The following is a 21338-nucleotide window of genomic DNA, read 5'->3' as shown; positions in this document are numbered from 1 at the left end:
TCAAACTTTAATCTCACAAAATAAAAAAAGCAGAAAATGTCCCTGCTCCTTCTATATTTATACCATGTTTCGGTACCTTTTATCAATCTGGTTGAAATGTTTATTTCTTCTACGGAATATTAATTAAGCTAGATATATAGTATGATTATTATAAATACTTACAAGAAAAGGAGGAATATATCTGAGTAAAAATACATTAGTTGAAGTTTATCTGGATTTTACAAAAGACATTTATTTAGATTCTATTGATTATGAACCAGATTGGGACTTTTCCTTACAAACTGTAACAAATAAGTTAGGAATCTCTCCAACCAATACTCAGAAAGTCGGAGAATGGGCTAATTCAAAAAGACAATATGGTCATACACAATGGAAATATAGTACAGGAAAAATTGAAACATTAGATTTCGATATGGCTTTAAATAAAGTAGTAGATACATTTAAAGATAAAGTGGACGTTATTAATGAGTTGAAACAAGAACTAGGACTCAGAACTTCTTTTCGTGCGGTGACCTATGTATATGATGGGATGTCTCCTGGCTATTCCTTCCCATTCAATGTAATGAAGTTTTTGATTAGTATAAACACAGCGACTGAAATCGATGAATATGTGTATGGATTTGTAGAAGAAAATATTGATGATTAGTTAAAGAAGTTTTAAACAGAGTGAAATACTTCTACTAATACATATTCATTTTACGAAGGAGTTTATTAACTTTGTTACAAATCCACTCTGTTAATTGAATAAGAATTAACTCAGTAGCTTGTTAAAAACACTTTCCCTTTAGTCTTTTTAGTTTCAACCACATTAATAGCTGTTTTTATACTCAATAAGTCATACTTAGAATCTATGCTACTAAGTTGTAATTTTCCCTCACCTATTAACTTTATCAAATGACTAAAGGTCTCCTGCCATTTGTTTAGGGAGGCATCTTTATTCCAATTCCGCAAATGAAACATATTAGCATTAACTTTGGCTTTATTTACAATATCTGCCCAGTTTACTTGTATCCCGGATAAAAGGCCGATGGTTAAAAAATTGCCGTTGGGGCGGATACAAAAAGCTAATTCGTTACCAGATGAACCTCCAATAGAATCAATAGCAGCATCTGCACCAATTCCACTTGTTAATTCCATAACTGTTTTATAGAGTGGAACAATAGAGGTGTCTATAACATAAGACGCACCTAGATTAAGTAAATCCTCTGTATAGTTGCCATTTCTAGTTATTGCAATTAATTTAAATCCTAAAATCTTCGATAATTGAGCAAAAATGCAACCAATAGCAGAACCACATGCATTAACCAATAAAATATCATTTGGCTGTAATTTTAAAACTTCCGTGCAAGTCACCCATGCTGTAATTGGATTGATATACATCTGTGCTGCCGTGAAATCATCAATAGAATCTGGTATAGGAACTGCAAATTCTGCTTTAGTCCTAACGAATTCTTGCCAAGTTCCTTCCCCACGTATAGGCAAAACACGTTTACCAATAAGATTAGGAGAAACAAGAGAACCCACATCTTCTACAACTCCAACTCCTTCATAACCAGGAATAGTTGGTAGTATAATTCGATGAGAATATGCTCCTCTAATCGGGATTAAGTCAGAAGGATTGATAGGACGTGCTAACATTCGAACAAGGACTTCATCTTTTTTAGGTGGTTTAATGCTTTTATATTCAACATTCAATACATCTTTAGGACTACCGAATTCATAGAATCTAATAATTTTTTCATCCAAAACTATATATCTCCTTAAAAAACTAAATTAGTTTAATTATGTCATCTTGAATTAAACTGCGCTTCCTTTATTATACAGACTACGAAATTAATTTTTTTGTTTAAATACTAACGATATATAACCTATGATAGAAGCCCCTATAAAAAGAGTTTGATACCCCATTATACCTGCGATCATTCCGGAGAAAACGGCCCCTATTGCCTGACCCAGTGCTAGTATTAAGAAGGGTACTCCTAGGCCAAATGATGGATTGGACTTAAACAAGGAAATTCCCCACACGATTAAAACACCTGTCATAAATATATACGAGCTACCAAAAAGGGAGGGAGATAAAAATCCTGTTACAATATGATCTGCAAATGCCCCGAGTAGTAGAGACGAGGTTGAGAGTGCTATTACAGAAATCTTATATGCAGGCATTAACCCAAACTTATTTATAAACGCCCCAGCAGCTCCTCCTACTAAACCTGCAAGTCCTATAATTACCCACAGCCACTCTCCAAGGTATCCAGGTACACTGTCGTTATTTAACATAAAATCTCTTGAAAACGTCCAATAGGCCGAACAGGAAATTCCTAATAATAAAGAAGCTAGGATTAAAGGTGTGGCGCTTTTCCACTCTTCTTTTACAAAACGACCTGCTTCTTTTCCTGCTAGAGGTTGGTTTTTTGGAAGCACTTTGTAATTAGAGATCAATACAAATATAGCAATGATCATAAATATAAAATACGTTTCTCTCCAACTATCTGCCATTATGATAGCAATTAGCCCTGTAAAAGCAGTACCTATACTCGTACCAGAGTTAATCCAAGAATTAGTCTGATTCTGTAATTTTGGTTCTACATTTTGATCAATAATATTAGCGTATGGTGGCGATGAAAAACCCGTACTTAATCCTGCCAAAAATATACCTAGGCCTAGTACGCCTGCATTAGGCGAGCTAGAGATAATCGCCAAACCAATAATCGATGTTAACCCAGCTGTGACCACTATAAACTTGGAGGTAACCTTATTAGAAAATCCCATTGCTAATACGATTGCGATACAGTAAGCGATGTATGATAAAGACGAAATGACACCACTGGTATATTGATCCATTTTAAGTGTATCGTTAATGTATGGAAGCATTAGACCATAACTAAATCGAGACAAGCCATATGTCACGGCAATCATTGGTAACCCCACTACTATTAGTTTCTTTTCATTCATATTGTTCACTCCTTTTTATATATAACGATCATTATAATAACAACCCAAAAAAATAGGGAACAAAGTAATAATACGATTTACAACATTTGTCTCCCACTAAATATTAAAGTTTATTTATCAGAAACCCTTATACTATTCCTTAAATTCATTGCGGCTTCTTTCACTTCCTCTAAATCCTGAATTTGGGCTATTGATGTTAACCCCTCTAATATAATAGATAACTGGATACCTAGTGATCCAGGAACACGAAATGCCTTTAAATCATTTTCTATCCTGTTTAGCAGTGTTTTTTTATGTTCTCTAGTTATCGAAGTAATTTCCTCATTTACACCTTCATACTCCTGCTTTGCCCGTAAGAACAAACAACCATTAGTGCCTTCTGCTTCTATCCAATCCAAATGAGCGTGAAGCAGGGACTCTATGTAAGAGTGAATACAATCACTTTTATTGGTTTTATCCGCCAATAATTCAAAGTATTGATTTTCTCTACGTACCAATATTTCTTTAATCACTTCTTCCTTTGAAGTGAAATGATAGTACATCGTCATTGGTGCCACTTCAGCTTGTGCCAATATAGCTTTCACCCCAATAGCATGAAAACCATGTTGATAAAATAATTTCTCTGCCTCATTCAATATAGCTTCTCTTTTTTGTGACTTTTTCAAGTATAACCACTCCCTTTTATATTGAACGATCATTATAAATTTAACATGCGACTTCTCTTTTAGCAAGAACTATAGAGAATAAAAAGTTCCAGTGCGCTGGATAGATGAAATGGTTCAGTTGAAACATATCGCCACTATGAAAATGCAATAGAGTCCTTTAAGGCAGAAAATAAAAGAATTGCTAATGAGCTATTTTTCATCAAAGCATTTGTTAATTAAATAATAGCCGCCTCATTAAGAAATTAAAATACACTACTTTATTCCACTTTCTTAGATTTTCATTGCAGTATAATTCAGTAATTTATGAAAGAGCGTTTAATATTTCATGAAATTTTCAATAAATCTTGACAGTTTATGCACAAACTTCCCTAAAAATAGAGAGCGACATGTCAAGAGGTTTTACTTTTGGGAGGAATAGGTTTAACCTTTCCAATTCTAAGTACTTTTACACTCAATATCGACAGGAGGTTACTTTTATACCTGGCATTCTCCTTGGGACGAACTACAGGTCACTCGCTGCAACAAATATCAATTTTGGCATGTATTAGGCTTTTCTTTTCCGTTTCCTATTAATAACATTCTTTATTGGCAAATAAAATGAATAAGAAAACATAGTCATATATTTAGATATAATAATTTGTTTCTTAAGCAATGTAAAAAACTTGCATAATGAGTATTACCTTAACTCATACTTCAAAATATACTTAATTTAACTGATTCACTAGAAAAGGAGTAGACGATATATGAAAAAAAGTTTATTGGGAGTGACTGGTTTATTACTAATTTTAATTGTTGTAGCATGTAACGTAACCAAGAGTACATCAGGCGAAGAAGAAACACAAGATATCAAGAAAATTGTCCAAGATTACAGTGGAGGAAATTCTGAGGGTGTGAAAGCTTCCATTACTTCAAACGACCTTATCGTAACGGATAGTAATAATAAAGAGACTACATATGAACTTCCTGATGATATATTTTTTGTTTCCATTGCACCATTTGTTGAGACAACACATCCTTGTACTAATCATAACTTAACTGGCTGCCAAGGAGAATTATCAGAAACAGTATTCGATGTATACATTGAAGATGAGGATGGTAATGTGCTTGTTGATGAAACCATGACATCGTTTAAAAATGGTTTTATTGATTTTTGGTTGCCTAGTAACAAAACATATAATGTAAAGATTCAATATGATGGAAAACTAGCAGAATCTGAGATTTCGACGTTTGAAGGGGAGAATACCTGTATAACAACAATGCAGTTAACATAGTGTTATTTTCTAATTGTTTTCTTTTTGTAACATAGGAAAACGGGCTATTAGAATCGGGTTTAATCAAGGTTTATTTATAATATTCTTTCTCTTTACACATTTTCAATTTCTTCATAATTTCTTAACATTTTCTAGTTATTATTTTTTAAAACGATGGGGTGTTAGAATATGTATGAAATAGGTACTTTTCCTGATAAGCTAACTGATACAGGTTTATTTTGTATCTTAAATAGAACCCAATCTATAACAATTCCAATTATTATCAGAGATACACTTTCATTAACGGCAGGGGATGAGGTTATAGTTGGTTTAACTAGTAATTCAAAAGAGCTGTTAATTCAGAAACTAATAGGCCAAACATTAGAAAACATAATGATAATTTCTAACAAGGGATCCATTCGAATTCCAGAAGAATTAATGAAAACATTATATCTAAAAAAGGGCGAAGTATTTCATATTTATATATCTATTGACGAATCAGTTATTTTACTCAAAAGTAAAAACTATAGAGCTTAGTTAAAACAGAATAATATTCTTAACTCTTATTATTAAGTTCTTTTGTGTTAATACATATAACTTAACTATTCTACAAACAGATATAAACACTACTTGTCTCACGATTAAAAACCCTAGAACTATTACAATAGAACAAATCCTAGGGTTTATTGGTTTATACTTACTTTAAGTGTTGATTTTATGCTTTCAACAACCTTGCATTAATGGCAACAATAATTGTACTTAAACTCATCAGTACAGCACCTACTGCGGGACTTAAAACAATTCCAACTGGGGCTAGAACACCGGCAGCAAGTGGAATTGCAAATATATTATAACCAGTTGCCCACCATAAATTTTGAACCATTTTACGATATGTCTTCCTTGATAACTCCATCAAGTCGACTACATCATTTGGATTGCTTCTAACAAGAACAACGTCTGCAGTCTCCATCGCTACATCCGTTCCCGCTCCGATTGCAATACCTAAGTCTGCTGTTGCAAGTGCAGGAGCATCATTGACTCCATCCCCTGTCATTGCAACCTTCCACCCCTTTTCTTGAATCCTTTTCACCTGATTGGCCTTATCATCTGGTAACACTTCAGCATAAACTTCATCTATACTCAATTGCTCGGCAACCCAATTTGCCACTTTTCTATTGTCACCTGTAAGCATAATTGAATGGATTCCATTCTCTTTTAGTATTGCAATTGCTTCCTTTGCTGTATCCCGAACCATGTCTGCAAGTGCAATCATGCCAATTAGCTCATCCGCAAGAAGGACAAATACAACCGTTTTCCCTTCTTCTGACATTTTATTAAATAATTTTTCGTTGTATGTCAAATTATTACTGTTCACAAAACCTGGACTAACAACATTTACTTTTTTTCCATCTACTTTTCCTTGAATGCCTTTACCTGTGATGGATTCAAAGTCTGTAATCTTTCCTATATGAATCCCTTTCTCTTCTGTTGCTTTTACTATACCAGTTGCTATTGGATGCTCGGAGTTTTGCTCTATACCAGCTGCAAATTTCAAGATTTCCTCTTCACTATACCCATCAATAGGTATGATGTCTGTCACACCAAATTCCCCTTTAGTTAAGGTTCCGGTTTTATCAAATACAACAGCATTTAGTTTTCGTGCCTCTTCAAAATTTGCACGATCTCGGATTAATAGCCCTTTTTTTGCAGAAATTGCAGTAGAAACTGCAATAACAAGTGGAGCTGCTAGCCCAAGTGCATGTGGACATGTTATTACCATCACTGTTACCATGCGTTCTATTGCTATATCAAATGAATAACCAAGTAATAACCAAATAAATAGAGTAGCAAATCCAGCTATTAAAGCAAGGTAAAACAACCATTTTGCAGCACGATTTGTTAGATCTTGTGTTTTGGATTTTGATTCTTGAGCTTCTTTAACCATTGTGATAACCTGTGATAAATATGAATCTTCATCAGTATTTTCAACTTGAATCGTTAGTGAACCTTCTTTATTAATTGATCCGCCGATTACTTCATCGCCTTTATTCTTTTCAACGGGAATAGATTCCCCTGTTAGCATGGATTCGTCAACTGCTGATTCCCCATTTACGATTCTTCCATCAACAGGAATCTTCTCACCAGGTTTTACAAGCACTCGATCATTGTTTTTCAAATCCGATAACGGGATATCTTGAATTTGATCATTATCGTCAAATCTGTGCGCCTCATTCGGCATTAGTTTTACAAGCTGTTCAAGTGCATTGGAGGCCCCCATTACTGAACGCATTTCAATCCAATGACCTAATAACATAATGTCAACCAGTGTTGCTAATTCCCAAAATAACTGATGACCTTCCCAACCAAATACAACAAGAGTACTATAGCCATATGCAATGGTTATAGCTAACGCAATTAACGTCATCATTCCAGGATTCTTTTCCTTTAACTCACTTACAGCCCCAGTTATAAACGGCAAGCCACCATAGAAAAATAGAATAGAGGATAAACCAAATAAAATGTACATATCACCGGTAAAACGCCAATCTACGCCAATAAAATCCTGAATCATCGGTGAAAGTGCGAGAATTGGAATAGTAATAATTAATGAAATAAAAAAGCGTTTTTTAAAATCATTAACCATGTCTCCATGATCATGATGTCCATTACCTCTGTGACTACCATGATGATTATTGTGATTCCCATGACTTTCATGCCCGCCATGTTCATGGTGGTGATTGTGCTCACTAAGATTGTACTTTTGATTTTCGGTTTTATTTTCACCCATTTATATATCTCTCCCTTTTTAATATGTATTTATTTTGTACTCTATTTTTCAATAATACACTATATAATACTATACCCCAGTATGGTAATTTTAATCTCTTAATTAAGAACCATCCTATTTTGATAGTTTTATTATCCCTAGAGTAACTTTAAAAAACGTTATTAATTCATTATCAAGAAGGCGTTGCAAATTAATAGCAAAAAGAGCAGGGGGCCTTAAAAGAAAGAACACCTCTTTATCCAATTTAGAAATCAATTGATGGGAGCGTTAATCCATTTATAACCTAAACCCCAAACGGTTATAAAATGTTCATCGATAGGAAATCCTGCCTGCCGGATTTTTTCTCTTATATTTCGTACATGGGAGTCAATCGTTCTTCCTCCTGTTTCCGATTCAAATCCCCAAATTAAGTCAATTAATTGTTCCCTTTCAAAGACTTGATTTGGATTTTTCACCAAATACCCAATCATGGCAAATTCCTTTGGGGTTAACCTAATTGGTTTATTTTGATAGGAAAATTCATACTGCGTTTCATTCCAAATTAACCCATTCACTTCAATTGAATTATTTGGATTTCTTCTACGTAATAATGCTTCCATTCTGGCTAATAATTCATCTTCATTAAATGGTTTGGTTATATAATCATCTGCGCCTAATTTCAAACCCCTAACAATATCCTCTTTTTGTTCACGGGCAGTTACCATAATAATTGGAACATCAGAAATTTGCCTGATTTTTTTACATAGATCCCATCCATCCATTTTGGGCATCATTATATCAAGCAATACAATATCAAATAATTCTTCTTCTAAAAAAATTAGGGCTTCATCCGCGCCAAGAGCTTTTATACACTCATAATTATAAGGTTGCAAATACAAATCTAATAAGTCCAACATGCGTTTCTCATCATCTACTAATAGTACTTTATTCATCTTTGTTGACTCTCCTTAACGAAATTATTACACTTGTACCCTTCCCTAATTCACTTCGTACTTCCAATTTTCCCTCATGTGATTCTATAATTTCCTTAACGATTGCTAATCCTAAACCTGAACCACCACTTTTTCGTGACCTCGATTTTTCAACCCTGTATAAACGATCGAATATTTTTGGTAGGTCTTCTTGTGCAATCCCTTCCCCATTATCCGTAATAATAATATGGATGTCTTGATTTGTCTCATTTACCTCTAATTTAACGTTCCCGCCTTCAAATGAGTGATTTGCGGCATTATCTAATATATTTAGCAAAACCTGCTGAAATCTTTCCGAATCGACGTATGCTACTACATTCTTCGGGCAGTATACTGAAAATGTTATATTTTTTTCTGCCAAGGCGGGTTTAATACGATTCGCAAGTGTATCAATTAACTCTTCTAAAAAAACCTTTTCAGGGTAAATAACAAAATTGTTTTTGTCAATCTTGGCTAATTCAAACAAATTCTTTATAAGACTATTCAGTTGTTCTGTTTCTTCACGAATAATACCTATATACTCTCTTCTGTTTTCCTCATTAATATCAGAGCGACTAATTATATCCGCATAACCTTTAATATAGGTCAACGGCGTCCTAAGTTCGTGAGATACACTTGCTAAAAATTCATTTCTATCATTTCTTAAACGGTCCAAGTCTTGAGACAATGTTCTGATAGAATTTGATAACTCTCCAAGTTCGTCTTTTCTTCCTAAATTTAGCTCAACTTTTTTATTACCATTATTTAATTGTTCCGTCGCTTCTTTTATTTTAATCAATGGAAGAGTGATGAATCTAGAAAGAATAAAAATCGTAACAATAGTCAGAAATACAGTTATTATGCCAACAATCAGAAATTGATCACTTAAATGATCGACAACTTTTTTCACACCATTTGTATGTGCAAACATAAAGACGTGCCCCTGATGCTTACCCTTAATAGTAATTGGGCTATCTGCTACTATATATTCTTTCTCTTTCCATTTTTCTTCAACGATTTTGCCCTCTGTTGGAATATCTTCATAATCATTATGCTCAATTATCTCTCTCATTTCTTGATTGACTGGATCAGAGTTTATAATGATGCTTCCTGTTGGGTCAGTGATGATAACAGCGAAATCGGAAGCAGACTCCATGAGCCCTACATGCTCTAATGTTGGACTGCTGAAGTCATCTTCTAAGACAGCACTATGAGTATTACCACGTGCTAATAAGCTATCCATTATTTCTTCAATCCGGTCATCAACTAAATTAGTGTACAATATAAAAAATAGAATAGACTCAATGATTAAAATAAACATGAAAAACAAGAAACCTATTTTTAAAGATATTTTATTAAACATAATTGACCTCACTACAACCAATAAGTTATTGTATCCACAATACAAAGAAGGAGTAAACCCGCCTTTGATTTTTTGAGTAATATCACTTATTTTTTTGCTTTTCTATAAGATTATTCCTCTTACACCAAAATACCAAGTCCAAAATATTATCAACAAAATGGAGGGGATGTCCCAATTTCAAAAAACAGAATGTAATATAACAATATATGATGTGATCATAACGACTGCATTATGTCATGGATACCTGTACAAACATCGTTGGACAAAATGCCATGGGAAATCTTACCCTCATAAAAATGCCTAAATAAGTGAAGTTTATAATAGAATACAATAAAAGTATCCATTTTTTATGCAAATTATTTTTTTAGTTAAAATTGGATTTCAGTCGTTCATACTCTATTTAATCTATTTCGCCTTGCTATTCTTTATTTTAAAATTCCTAATGATTCTTTTTTCGACCTCCATTAACATAGCTTAAGATGAGATAAATACCCACTAACTAATAATCCCATCCAAGAAATTATCATAATTAACATTGGACAGATTGATTTATATCCATGAAGAAAGTGCAATATTTCCAACTTCTATATAAAAAGTTTTTTCAACTATAAAGTTATACTTTGCATTAGTTACTACCTTTGTTCTATGAAAAATGGATTTTTATGAAGATGTAATTAAGTCTGCATATTTTTTGCACATTTTATAGGTAAAGTTTTAAGCACAGCATTGTGAAAGGAGTCTTTATATGACAATTAAAAAGTTAATGATAGGATTCATTTCTTTAGTCTCTATTTTTATTTTAGCTGCATGTACTGGTGATAATAAGGAAACAAGTAGAGATGAAAGTACAGACACAGAAGCGGAATTCAGCACAAATGATAAAGATATGGAAACTGAATCTAATCCACACGGAGATATGGATCACTCAAGCTCAGGTAAAGTCCCAGAAGGATTAGCAAATGCTGAAGATCCAACATACCCAGTAGGTAGCAAAGCAGTAATTCAGGCCAATCATATGGGTGGCATGGATGGAGCTATAGCAACTATTCATGGTGCTTATGACACGACTGTTTATATTGTTACCTATACGCCAACTTCTGGAGAAGAAAAGGTAGAAGACCATAAGTGGGTTATCCATGAAGAAATCGAGAATGCAAAAGAACAACCAAATGAGCAAGGAGAAGAAGTTGTTCTTGAGGCAGATCATATGGAAGGCATGGAAGGAGCTACTGCTACCATTGATTCTGCAAAAAGTACTACTGTCTACATGATAAGCTATACAGATACGGAAACCGGAGAAAAAGTGGAAAATCATAAATGGGTAACCGAGAATGAATTAACTCCCTTTGAATAAAAGAATTTCTCCTTAATAAAGGGCTGACCTATTAAATCAGAACAGTCCTTTTTATTTTCTTCTATATAAGGCTGACTTAATTCAAAGGGGCTTGTTCTTCGTCTATTATATGTATCCAATAAAAATCACTCCCCAAAGGATTTTATTTTTCTCTTCTGCTATATAATTCTACCGAACACCTGATATCGCCTCCTCTTCCACCCGAAGCCCAGGATTTAGTTAAAATAGAGTTTTACTTAGGAACTCCTACATTTAACTTATAATTTTAAAAAAAATCATTTTTACCTTTTATCAAGATTTAAATAACATTTTTTGAGAATGGAAGAAAGAATAGAATCGAAATAAGACTGGCAGGGCAAGGAATTGAACGAAACAGACCCCGAATTCGCAAATGTCTATTTTTACGAAATCAGGGTCGAAATATCAAATGTTTATTTTCATTGTCAGGTGTTTATTTTAGTTAGACAACACTTTCTGTACAAAAATATTAAACATCCCTCAAATCCCACCCCTCCAACCCGCATTCCACCGTTCGAGTTAAAATAAAGTTTTGCTACGGAACCCCCATTTTGGACGTTTTTTGGTTCAAAAATGGACGTTTTCGGCCTCTTTTTCACCTGTTTTTTCACCATTTTTTCCGTATTTGGAATAAAGTTTTCCGATAATGTTGCGTAATGGAAACACTAGAAATCGAGAAAAGACAAGGGATGAACATGAAAAAGACCCTGAAATCGGAAATGTTTATTTTCACGAAATCGGGGTCTGAATCGGAAATGTTTATTTTGATTGAGAGATTACTATTTTAATTTCACATAGTAGATAGAAGAGTTTTAGAGAGAAGAAAAAGATTAAGAATACCAAAAAAAATATCAATCAGTAGTATTAAATAATAAATCTAAGAAGAAATCCTCCACCTCTTGATCATTTTTGGAGAAAACCTCATGATTTCCGACATGAGCTCTCTAAGAATATTATCTAATCCTTCCGATATGTAAACTAAAGATTCTTCGGTTACTTTTAAATACTGCCCATGCACTAACTTAGATCTAAAACCGTAGGCTTTTTTTATAAGACTAAATATGTTTTTCTTTGATGCCTGACTAGTTCCAAGTATAATCGCAACTCTCTCTGCAATTTTATGACTCACTTCTGATGTACCTATAGTAAATAAACATTCTAAAGCATTACAATAATGGACTATTTTCATTGGCAATATTGCACTTCTTCTAGCACCGATTGTGAAATAAAATGCTCTAACCATTCTATTTGTACCATGGGTTTTGAAAAAGTGATCTGAACTAGGTATTTTCCCGCCAAAACTATCTTCATCATAATCCTCAATTGTATGGGGCTGAAAATTATAAGCCGCTTGCTGGATTTCTTTATCAGAGAATAATGATTCTCGCTGTTCGCCACTTGCAAAAGAAAATATTTCTGATAGAGATGCTTTATAAGTAGCTGAACCGTTCTCGAATTGCGTACTGTATGCTATTAGGAATCCATCTCTTACATAAACATTATTATCTTTTATCTCCCATAAATTGTGAATAAAGTTTTGCACTTGACGTAGTAAGAAAAAAGTATGCCTTCCTGCTTTCCTATCTAAATATTCTTCATTACCTCCGTCAAACTTACCATCAATATAAATATAAACACTGTCTTCAAACTCATTGATAGAGAGTGCTCCTATGGTTTGTAGCGATGATTCTGTGTATAATGTTTCAGATTGTATTTGAGAACCATTCGAAATTCGGGCACCAGGAAATATTCTCATACCTTTATTTTTTATACTAGCTAACTTCATATTATGTAGTATTGTAATAAACCTGTATTGCATTTTATTCTCCTCCTCTAACAGATTTTGTATATGTTCATTAGATTTCATGAACACTCTTTTCTTGAACCATAGTGATTGGCCGTACTTTACTAACCCGTAGGTTGACTGGGAATCGATAAGGATAAACAAATTCTTTTAGCTTTTGTCTTCAGGAAAAAAGTGAAGCACTTCTCCCATTTTTATGATCTTATTATTTGGATTTATTTTTCTCTTTCTACTTTAACTCCTAACTCACTTGCTCGTTCAATAAAATTGTAGATGTTTCCAATTCCCCATTGAGTACTAACTGCAATCACAGTTTCATCCGCTAACTTTATTAATTCTTCAACTTTTATGTAGTGCCTTTTATATCCCGTTTGTTCTAAGATGCTTAACGTTCTGTCTTTGTTGCGAAAACCCCATGTGAACTCTTTAAGTAATCGGCGAATATCCTCTTTAATTCAAATTAACTTTCTGAATTATGTCCTGCTACATAATCTTTTATTACTTCTAAAACTAATCGCCCGTCAATTAATCTTACTTTTATCTTTGCCTTGATATCTTCAGACCTTAATCGCTCCACCCAACTTAAAATAAATTCAAGATTCCCCTTACTTCAATTATTAAAATAGAGATGTACCAAATGTTCATGATAGTCAGCAAAACTGGGCTTCACTATACCTTTCTTGATATGGATTCTTAGAAACATAATTTAAGATGTCGTCTACAATTTCAAGTTGATTTCCATTAAATAGTTAACCAAAAATTGTTGGCCATCAATGACAAGTAATTGAGGTAATGATGATATTTAATATAGCCCCTTTTTTTTGTAAACAACTAAACCTACAAAATGCCTTTTAACTTCTTCATCATAGAAGCACGGACTATATTGTCCCATAACTGTTTACACTGCTCCATTGTCCAATTATATTTCCATCCATAGATCGGTATAATAAATTATTTCTTATCTTGAAGAAATTTCAACAAATTTTTTCCTACGCTTTCATCCCCTCCTCATGTCACCTTTGATGACTGTATTTTAGTTTTATTGTAGCAAACAAATGGGTTTAATTGGTACTTCTTAAATGATTAAGTCTGTTACAATTTTAAGTGAATTCTATAAGTATTATTGAAATTTATGAGATTAAGGAGCTATTATAAAATGGAATCTATTAAAACTAGTAACAAACTGGGTAAAAGAACGAGCAGAAAACGATTGTATAGATTCAGAAAAAAGTCATTGACAGACAATTAATGTTATTTCAAAGTTCAAGATTTTTGTGATGCAGCAGATGTTTTCCTTGTTGTAACTACAGAAGGTTTAAATTGGGGGTATGACACAGTCTATTGGCATGGTCCTACTACCCCTATACCAACTAAAAGAATTACACGTACACTATCATGGGAGTATCTAAATCAACTGAAGGTTGCAGAAAGAAGGGAATTGATTGTTGATTCAACAAAGAGAGGGGAGTATCAAAGATTCCAATATTGCAACAAAAAAGCAATCGAATTAATCTTATGATAAAAAAATCTGTATAAATGTGCAGAAGCTCTTTTGAAACTCCCTCCAGTGGTTTTTTGAAAACAAATAAATCGCCATTAATTTTATGAAAAAAATCAGCAGGAGTAAGTAAGGGGTGAGGAAATGTTGAAAAAATCAATTACTCAAGCAATTATTTATTTAGTAGAGGTTATTATATTTTTAGTAGCCGTAACTGCTTTATATTCAGGACTCGAAAATGGTTTATCCTTTTCTTGGAAGGAACATGTTTTAACTTTTCAATTTTTGTCAAACCTTGGAGTAATATTTGTGGTTTATCAGTTATTAATATATTCTTTTATTTCACTCCATGATTCAGCAAAAAATGATGCTTTATTAGAAATTAAATCTATTATTAAACTATGTATACTCCATAGCAACTATAATGTGACTCTAGTTGAAATAGAGAAAACAGTAGATGAATTACTTTATAAGAAAAAAGGGTACTACATGTTAAGCAAAAAAAATATCGAAACCTTAGAAGATATTGAATCCTTAATAAAGCGTTATAATGCCAAGGAGATAGATAGACAGACTTTTCATTTTTGGCTAGAAAAATTGTTAATAATCATTGAACATGAGAGTGAATTTAATAGTTTATTATGGAGAAACTCACTTCTTTTAAGATTATTAAAGTGAATAATTGATAAATATCTGATTAGACAAAGAAGAAAGCTACTATTTAGCCAGTAGCTTTCTTTTATATCTTCTCTAATTCTTTTAGTATTAGTTTCCTCACCAATTTATTATTCCCACCAAATCCTGCATAAAGCTGAACTTTATATGGAGTCAATTTATTACCGTTACTTATCATTTCATTAACTGCCCACTTAATCTTCCTAATCCTGTAATCATCTATTTCCTCTTTTACCTGTTTCAAGTATTGTTGGGTTTCTGCTAGCTTTCCATTATGAAACCATGAGCCAAACCCCAATGTTTTCCTAATGTTGGACGGGGTTACTCTCGTTGGTTTACCTTCTTTTCTCATAATAATTTCAACAGCTTCCTTAGCAAGCCTCAAGCATTCTTTATCTCTCTTCTCCCAATCAATAGTCTCTGCTTTTTCATTTCCTAAAGCAGCCTTTGGAGTTACTTTGTCATACCAATCTCTGTCATATCTATAAATCCAAGTATGTAGTCCTTTTCCCTTCTCTTTCAGTTGGCTTCTGTTTGCACCGGGGTTTTCCGTAATTAATTGCAACCAAAGCTCTCTTCTTTTTTGAATATCAAAACTTGGATTATATTGGACTGAAACCGATATTCTTCCTACTACCCTCTTATTCTGAAAGAGGCTATCCATTTTTATTCCTAAGAACTGTAGGAATAATAAATGTCGCAAGGGGCTTCTATTCTTTTTGTTGCTTCTTACAAACAATCGGAGCCAATTAGATGGACTTTCAGGCTCAATATTGCTCTGCATCATTTCTAAATACCGTTTAGAGTAAAAATTTAGGAACCGTTCTTGAATGTCCTCCATATACAAATTTCCATTTTTAGAAGCTAACCTTCTTTCCCTTAACCTATCAATGTAAAAATCCTTAATGTATGTTAACTTTTTCCTAGCAAAGTTAACATTCAATAATTGTTCAGCATTATGAGTGTAACGGAGGTTTAATAATTTAATAGTATCCGAATAATTATCTTCTAGTAATTCTTCATTGCAAACCTGTTCATCTGCACATATAAATTCAATACCACTTCCAGTACTTAATACAGTACCCTCTTTTAAAAGAACATGGTGTTTGGAACAATAATAGGATCCAATTATTTGGTGATTGGTACGCCAATAACTCTCACCTAATGTATGCATATCTTCCTTAAAACATAGTGGACAATACTTTAAGTAGCTTGGTTTTCGTACTTTGCTTCCACCAAATCCTATTAGTTTTTCAATGTTTATTTTAGATCCATTTGAACATTTTCCCATTATTTCGTAAATTAGACTCGTTTTATCCTTTGCTAGGAATGATGTATAAAATGAAAATAAAGTATGATTCACAATAATCTCTTTGGAAGTTATTTTAGAAGTTGGTGGTAGGCATTTTATAAATGAATCAATATATTGGGGAAAATAAGAGGAAGATACTACAACGTACCTTCCAAATAGATCTTCTATCAAAGCTCTTTTACTCACCATTCCACACATTCTCCGATAACGTGCAACTACAGAATAAAAAAGTTCATTCTCGTGTAATTGTGGGAGAAAGTTTATCATTGTATCACCTCAATCCACTTTGAAGTGTCCTCAATATAATCATTCTCAAGGAGAATTTGATAAGGAGACTTTTCTTCCTTTCCCTGCTGAAGCAAATAGCGTAAATCATCTTCCTTATATTTCCCACGTTTTTTCTTTCTCTTAGGTTCCCCAACCAGTTTAGTTGCTTTAGCCTTATCTTCCCCCTTTTTTCTAACTGGTACTTCTTTTTTCAATTCTTTACTTTTTCTTATACCCGTCTCGTCTAATTCAATCTTCCTAATATCTTCGTATTTTGCAATTTTATGAGGGTTTCCAGAGCGAATAGCATTTAACATTGGTTGAAGCAACCTAAACTTTTCCTTTGCTACTTTCTTTATTAGATCAATAGACAGTTCTTCTTTTCCACTTTCTATAGCCTGTTGTTGTGAATATACAAATAGCTTTACAACCAAATCCGATATACCCTGCGTTTCTTCATAGATTACCTTCCCGAATTCTTCATTATAGGATACGAGATTCCTTGTCCATTGATATTGCCATATAGACTCTAACAAGAATGTAAACTCATTACCATATTCCATATTGTTATAGATGATTTCAGCGTTTCCTGTTAAACGCCTTGTCATACGTAATTCCTTACCAAATAAGTCGTAAGCACCTGGGGTACCGATTAAACAAAGATTAATTCCTGTATTTATCAAATAGACAAAGAAGTTCATGACTGGCTCAGCACCACGTTTTTTTATATTCTGTGTTTCATCAATAACAAGGAGACCGAGTCCTATATTGTGTGCTACCTGACTGATTAAAGGTAACATGCTATCTACAGACATATTTCTCGAAACATACTTCTTATAATTATTAGTCCCTAGCAATTCATCAACTTTCATGAAAAATTGTAGGCACAACGCTTTGAGGCTTGAATTACTCGGTGCCTCTAACTTCAGCCAAACAAGTTGGATTTGGTTGAAATGGATTCCTTTATACTCATTATGAATAATCACTTGTGGAATATCGCTTAGAACTCTATTAATTGTTGTTGTCTTACCCATGCCAGAAAAACCGATAAATGTCCCGCAAGAAGAAGTGGTTCTGAAATTTTGTCTACTATTTATTTCATATGAACGATTAATAATTTCTTTTCCAGAGTCATTAATATACTTTTTATAGTTCTTATCAAAAGGGTTCCTAGCCAAATAACCTTGTAGAATCAATGTATGAATCATATTCCACACATCTATGTGCACCGGAAGAGGAGTATATAGCTGAAACAATCGGTTTATCATGTGTATTCGATAAATACTTTCAGCATGTTTTTCTTCATCATTATAGATTGGTTTAACCATGAGCTTTCTAATGATTGCTGCTTTATCCAATAATGGTGGTAGTGCTTGAATCAACGGGTTTTGATTAAACTCTTCCAACGGGAATTCCTTATACTCTGCCTGAATAGCCTCCATTCCATTTGGTAGAAATATAGAGTTACTCATTATCATCATCCCAATCTAGCTCTTGTATAACTCTAAACAAATCAAGTTCATCCTCTGTATGTCCCTGTTTTTCAACTGATTCCATCAATGTTTCCCCTGCCTCTACCTTCTGTATATTCAATTCCCGTTGTAATTCCCTTTCTTCCCGTTGGTTCTCCCTTATACCTCTCAAACGTTGGGTTTTGCTTAAATAATCATCTTTTTCTGCTTCTGTATTCCTTTTTCCTTGTCCAACAATTGTTTGAATATCGTCATACAACTTCATCTTTTCCTGCAATTCTTGTTCCTTACTTTTGTTATCCATAGTTTGTTCATGCTTTATTATCTGTTCTATTTCATCAATTCCTTTATTTTCATACTTAGTCAAATGTTCAAGTAGATTCAACTTGTGAAACTCCCCATCCTCATTAATTGTATAAACATATGAAAGGTCCCTCGGATCATACCAAATCTTTACTTTTTTGCTACCATTAATTCTTGCTGTCTGAAACCAATTATTTTTCAATGAGTAATCCGAAGCGTACAACATTTTCTTAAATCTAACCCCCCGTGAAGTAATGGTTCCTATATCAGTCGGAAGTAAGTGCATCTTTACTGTTTGTTCAGGTAATACTCGTAATTGCCCTTTCATATTGTTCACACCGTATTCCCATATCTTAACGGGTATTTTTTCAACTTCTTCACTAATCATCATTTCATCCAATACATATTCACTCAAGACATGATGATTGTTATGGAATAGAACACATTTGATAACAATTCGTGTGAATTCGTCTATTGTCAGATTAGCTTTAAGTCTATAATCTTCGTCTCCCCTCTCTATTGTGTTCTTCCCATTCTTTACAACCCCATCAGCAAATGGTTTAACCTTTATGTTTAATTGTGCAAATGCCTGTTCAATAATTCCTTTGTAGTCAGCTCTGTACGGAGGGGCGTTCTGTATCGAAATACCTAATCCTCCAATAGCATCCTCAATCTGTTTACCGTTTAGTTCACCCCTGTCAGCAAAAATCCTTTGCGGCACACAAGCCACATCCCACTCATCTTTATCCAGTGTGATACCAAACTGTTTACAAAAATCACTCTTGGGTAACATGCTATTTGCAAGGGCAACCATAGTGCCTGTGTACGAATTAAATGACTCAAAAGTGACATTAACCCCAACTATCAGTCTGGAAAATACATCTATTACGCATATTAAAGTTGGTCTGCCAACAATCAAGTTACGATCTACGGATGAAACCAGATAAATATCAAACTGTGTAGAGTCTATTTGCCAAAGTGTTCCTGGACCTAATCCAGCATCTTGTGTTGAATTTCCAATGATAGCACGATGGTTTTGGAAATAGTTCCTTGCTCCTTTTCTATTAATCAATTCCTTTTTTGGATTATTTAACTTCTTAAACCAATAAAAGAATTGATGGTAGGTAGGAATACTTGAAGGCTCCTTAATCACGGGTACTTTATTACCATTTATATCAACCTTCGTTTCTGTAAAAAAATCCTTTAATATCAGTTCATAAGTCACTTTTAGCGAATTCTGCCTTCCATTGTAGTAATAGCGATTTAACCCTGTTTGGAAATATCTCTTAATTTTGTCATCAATATTTATCCCTTGTTTACTTCCAGATTTTCTAGGTCTTCCCCGCTTTTTGTCACCATTTTTTCTTTCCTTACCCATAGAGCCACATAAGTTAAATGCAGGAAGTAATCCATTTCGAATCTTACCACCTTTCCAATACCGTACAAGGTAACTTTTTACGGTTGAATAATTGATTTTATATTGTTCTACTGCTAATTTAATGGCTTTTTCTCGATACCTGCTTCTGAATATCAAAACCTCTGTATCTACTTGTTCAAGTACAAATTTCACTATCTCCCAGGCTTTCCCCCTTCTTTCCTTCTCTGCATTACTTAGTTCTTCTTCAACAACATAACGTGTGTATGGGTCATTTTCTAAAATAGTTATTTCTTCGTTATTATAATCAGAAATTAATTCATCTTCTCTAATGAGAAATGGCCATCTAACTTTATTCATATCAATTGCATATATAATAGAAGAAAGTCGTTCACAAAATACAATCCGTATTGTTCTTCCATCATGATACTGTAATAACAAGTTCTCCTTCAGCTCCAACAAAATCAACCACCTTATAGCAGCAAGTTTTTGACTTTTGACTCTAAATCTATCTTTTGTGTCAATTCAACTACTATCTCCTTCTTTGCTATCAAATAGCGAAAGAGAAATAGCCCCGCTCCTTTCTGTAATCCCTCCGTTTTATCAAATATCTTTACCACCTCTTTTAAGGGAAGTTCATCATTTTCCAAAAGAAATCTCAGAATTGTTACAGAGAGTTTATCTTTATCCAACTCCCCTTCACTACCCACCAACAGCGTTTCTCTTATCCATTCAATATTTTTTGCTAACTGTCTGGGAAGCTGTTTCTCAGTAATTACCTTCCAATCAATTTTTTTTTGCTGCCAATACCTTCTTTCGATCTCCAGCTTATCAAATGTTATTTTTCTTTTAAGTTCGGTCGTATTTTTTATGGTTCTTGCTACTTCTCTCTCCTCACCATTATTATTTTTTACAGTCAAGAGAAAGTTCGTAGTTAACACATAAGGTTCTTTAGTCTCTCTATCAATGAACTTATCAAACCGCAAATCCTCTTTATCATCAATTACTTCTTCGACATCTAATAGTGGGAAAGATTCTCTTATGTCAATAACATTTGAATTAAATTCGAATAATAGAAAAGCTCTATATTGATTATCAGAATGAAGGTGATGTATACGTCTGGTTTTAAGTCCAGAAATTCTGGAAACTCTACCTTTGGAACTGTAATTGTAGGTATAGTTCCATGGAAGATAATCTTTTCCAACTCCCTGACCTCTCCCTTCTTTTAGATACCTATTTAGTTTTTCCTTTGACCAATTATTTGCACCCATAAAAGACCTCCTGCTTAT

Annotated in this window: 16 protein-coding genes; 5 read left to right on the top strand and 11 right to left on the bottom strand. The window is 33.5% G+C overall.

From position 1 onward, the window contains the following. The first annotated feature begins 154 nt into the window (after positions 1–154). The gene (locus BN988_RS18710; protein WP_081779456.1) at positions 155–646 is read left to right on the top strand and encodes a DUF4279 domain-containing protein; all 492 of its coding nucleotides are present in this window, start codon (positions 155–157) and stop codon (positions 644–646) included. 110 nt (positions 647–756) lie between these two features. On the opposite strand, the gene BN988_RS13750 is transcribed toward BN988_RS18710, so the two are convergent. The 3 genes from BN988_RS13750 to BN988_RS13740 form a co-directional block, all read right to left on the bottom strand. Then, the gene (locus BN988_RS13750; RefSeq protein WP_036577335.1) at positions 757–1746 is read right to left on the bottom strand and encodes a zinc-dependent alcohol dehydrogenase family protein; all 990 of its coding nucleotides are present in this window, start codon (positions 1744–1746) and stop codon (positions 757–759) included. A gap of 87 nt (positions 1747–1833) precedes the next feature. Further along, complete coding sequence (locus BN988_RS13745) at positions 1834–2955, bottom strand: MFS transporter (RefSeq protein ID WP_036577334.1); 1122 nt, start codon at positions 2953–2955, stop codon at positions 1834–1836. Positions 2956–3065: 110 nt separating this feature from the next. Continuing rightward, on the bottom strand, positions 3066–3620 hold the full coding sequence (locus BN988_RS13740) for a TetR/AcrR family transcriptional regulator (RefSeq protein WP_036577333.1): 555 nt from the start codon (positions 3618–3620) through the stop codon (positions 3066–3068). A gap of 743 nt (positions 3621–4363) precedes the next feature. Here BN988_RS13740 and BN988_RS13735 point away from each other — a divergent pair. After that, positions 4364–4891 carry a CueP family metal-binding protein gene (locus BN988_RS13735; protein WP_036577332.1) on the top strand — a complete coding sequence of 176 codons (528 nt, stop codon included), beginning with the start codon at positions 4364–4366 and terminating at the stop codon, positions 4889–4891. A gap of 168 nt (positions 4892–5059) precedes the next feature. After that, positions 5060–5407 (top strand): hypothetical protein, encoded by a 348-nt coding sequence (locus BN988_RS13730; protein ID WP_036577331.1) that lies wholly within the window; start codon positions 5060–5062, stop codon positions 5405–5407. Positions 5408–5585: 178 nt separating this feature from the next. Here BN988_RS13730 and BN988_RS13725 read toward each other — a convergent pair whose 3' ends face one another. From BN988_RS13725 to BN988_RS13715, 3 genes are all read right to left on the bottom strand, one after another. Beyond that, entirely contained in the window at positions 5586–7658 is a 2073-nt protein-coding gene (locus tag BN988_RS13725; protein WP_036577330.1) for a heavy metal translocating P-type ATPase, read from the bottom strand. 251 nt (positions 7659–7909) lie between these two features. Beyond that, a complete protein-coding gene (locus BN988_RS13720) occupies positions 7910–8590 on the bottom strand; it encodes a response regulator transcription factor (RefSeq protein WP_036577329.1) in 681 nt (226 codons plus the stop codon). Continuing rightward, on the bottom strand, positions 8583–9971 hold the full coding sequence (locus tag BN988_RS13715) for a sensor histidine kinase (RefSeq protein WP_036577328.1): 1389 nt from the start codon (positions 9969–9971) through the stop codon (positions 8583–8585). The genes BN988_RS13720 and BN988_RS13715 overlap by 8 nt, the downstream gene beginning before the upstream one ends. A 745-nt stretch (positions 9972–10716) precedes the next feature. Here BN988_RS13715 and BN988_RS13710 point away from each other — a divergent pair. Further along, the gene (locus BN988_RS13710; protein WP_036577327.1) at positions 10717–11325 is read left to right on the top strand and encodes a YdhK family protein; all 609 of its coding nucleotides are present in this window, start codon (positions 10717–10719) and stop codon (positions 11323–11325) included. An 895-nt stretch (positions 11326–12220) separates the two neighbouring features. On the opposite strand, the gene BN988_RS13705 is transcribed toward BN988_RS13710, so the two are convergent. Further along, on the bottom strand, positions 12221–13162 hold the full coding sequence (locus BN988_RS13705; RefSeq protein WP_231495244.1) for a HEPN domain-containing protein: 942 nt from the start codon (positions 13160–13162) through the stop codon (positions 12221–12223). A gap of 1627 nt (positions 13163–14789) precedes the next feature. Between BN988_RS13705 and BN988_RS13700 the strand changes: the two genes are divergently transcribed. Further along, complete coding sequence (locus tag BN988_RS13700; protein WP_036577326.1) at positions 14790–15323, top strand: hypothetical protein; 534 nt, start codon at positions 14790–14792, stop codon at positions 15321–15323. A gap of 61 nt (positions 15324–15384) precedes the next feature. Here the strand turns inward: BN988_RS13700 and BN988_RS13695 are convergent, their stop codons facing one another. Genes BN988_RS13695 through BN988_RS13680 form a run of 4 tightly spaced genes read right to left on the bottom strand, consistent with a single transcriptional unit; the run spans position 15385 to position 21320 of the window. Then, positions 15385–16899, bottom strand: a complete 1515-nt coding sequence (locus tag BN988_RS13695; RefSeq protein ID WP_036577325.1) for a TnsD family Tn7-like transposition protein — start codon at positions 16897–16899, stop codon at positions 15385–15387. Next, positions 16896–18371, bottom strand: coding sequence for an AAA family ATPase (locus BN988_RS13690; protein WP_036577324.1), 1476 nt, complete (start codon positions 18369–18371; stop codon positions 16896–16898). Before BN988_RS13690 ends, BN988_RS13695 begins: the two co-directional genes overlap by 4 nt. Then, positions 18364–20508: a Mu transposase C-terminal domain-containing protein gene (locus BN988_RS13685; protein ID WP_147629722.1), complete on the bottom strand. Its 2145-nt coding sequence runs from the start codon at positions 20506–20508 to the stop codon at positions 18364–18366. Before BN988_RS13685 ends, BN988_RS13690 begins: the two co-directional genes overlap by 8 nt. A gap of 14 nt (positions 20509–20522) precedes the next feature. After that, positions 20523–21320: a heteromeric transposase endonuclease subunit TnsA gene (locus tag BN988_RS13680; protein WP_051557951.1), complete on the bottom strand. Its 798-nt coding sequence runs from the start codon at positions 21318–21320 to the stop codon at positions 20523–20525. Positions 21321–21338 lie beyond the last annotated feature (18 nt).

Origin of the sequence: Oceanobacillus picturae, from assembly GCF_000612865.1 — a bacterium.
Classification (GTDB): Bacteria; Bacillota; Bacilli; order Bacillales; family Amphibacillaceae; genus Oceanobacillus_B; species Oceanobacillus_B jordanicus.
This window is presented reverse-complemented; position numbering and strand designations above follow the sequence as displayed.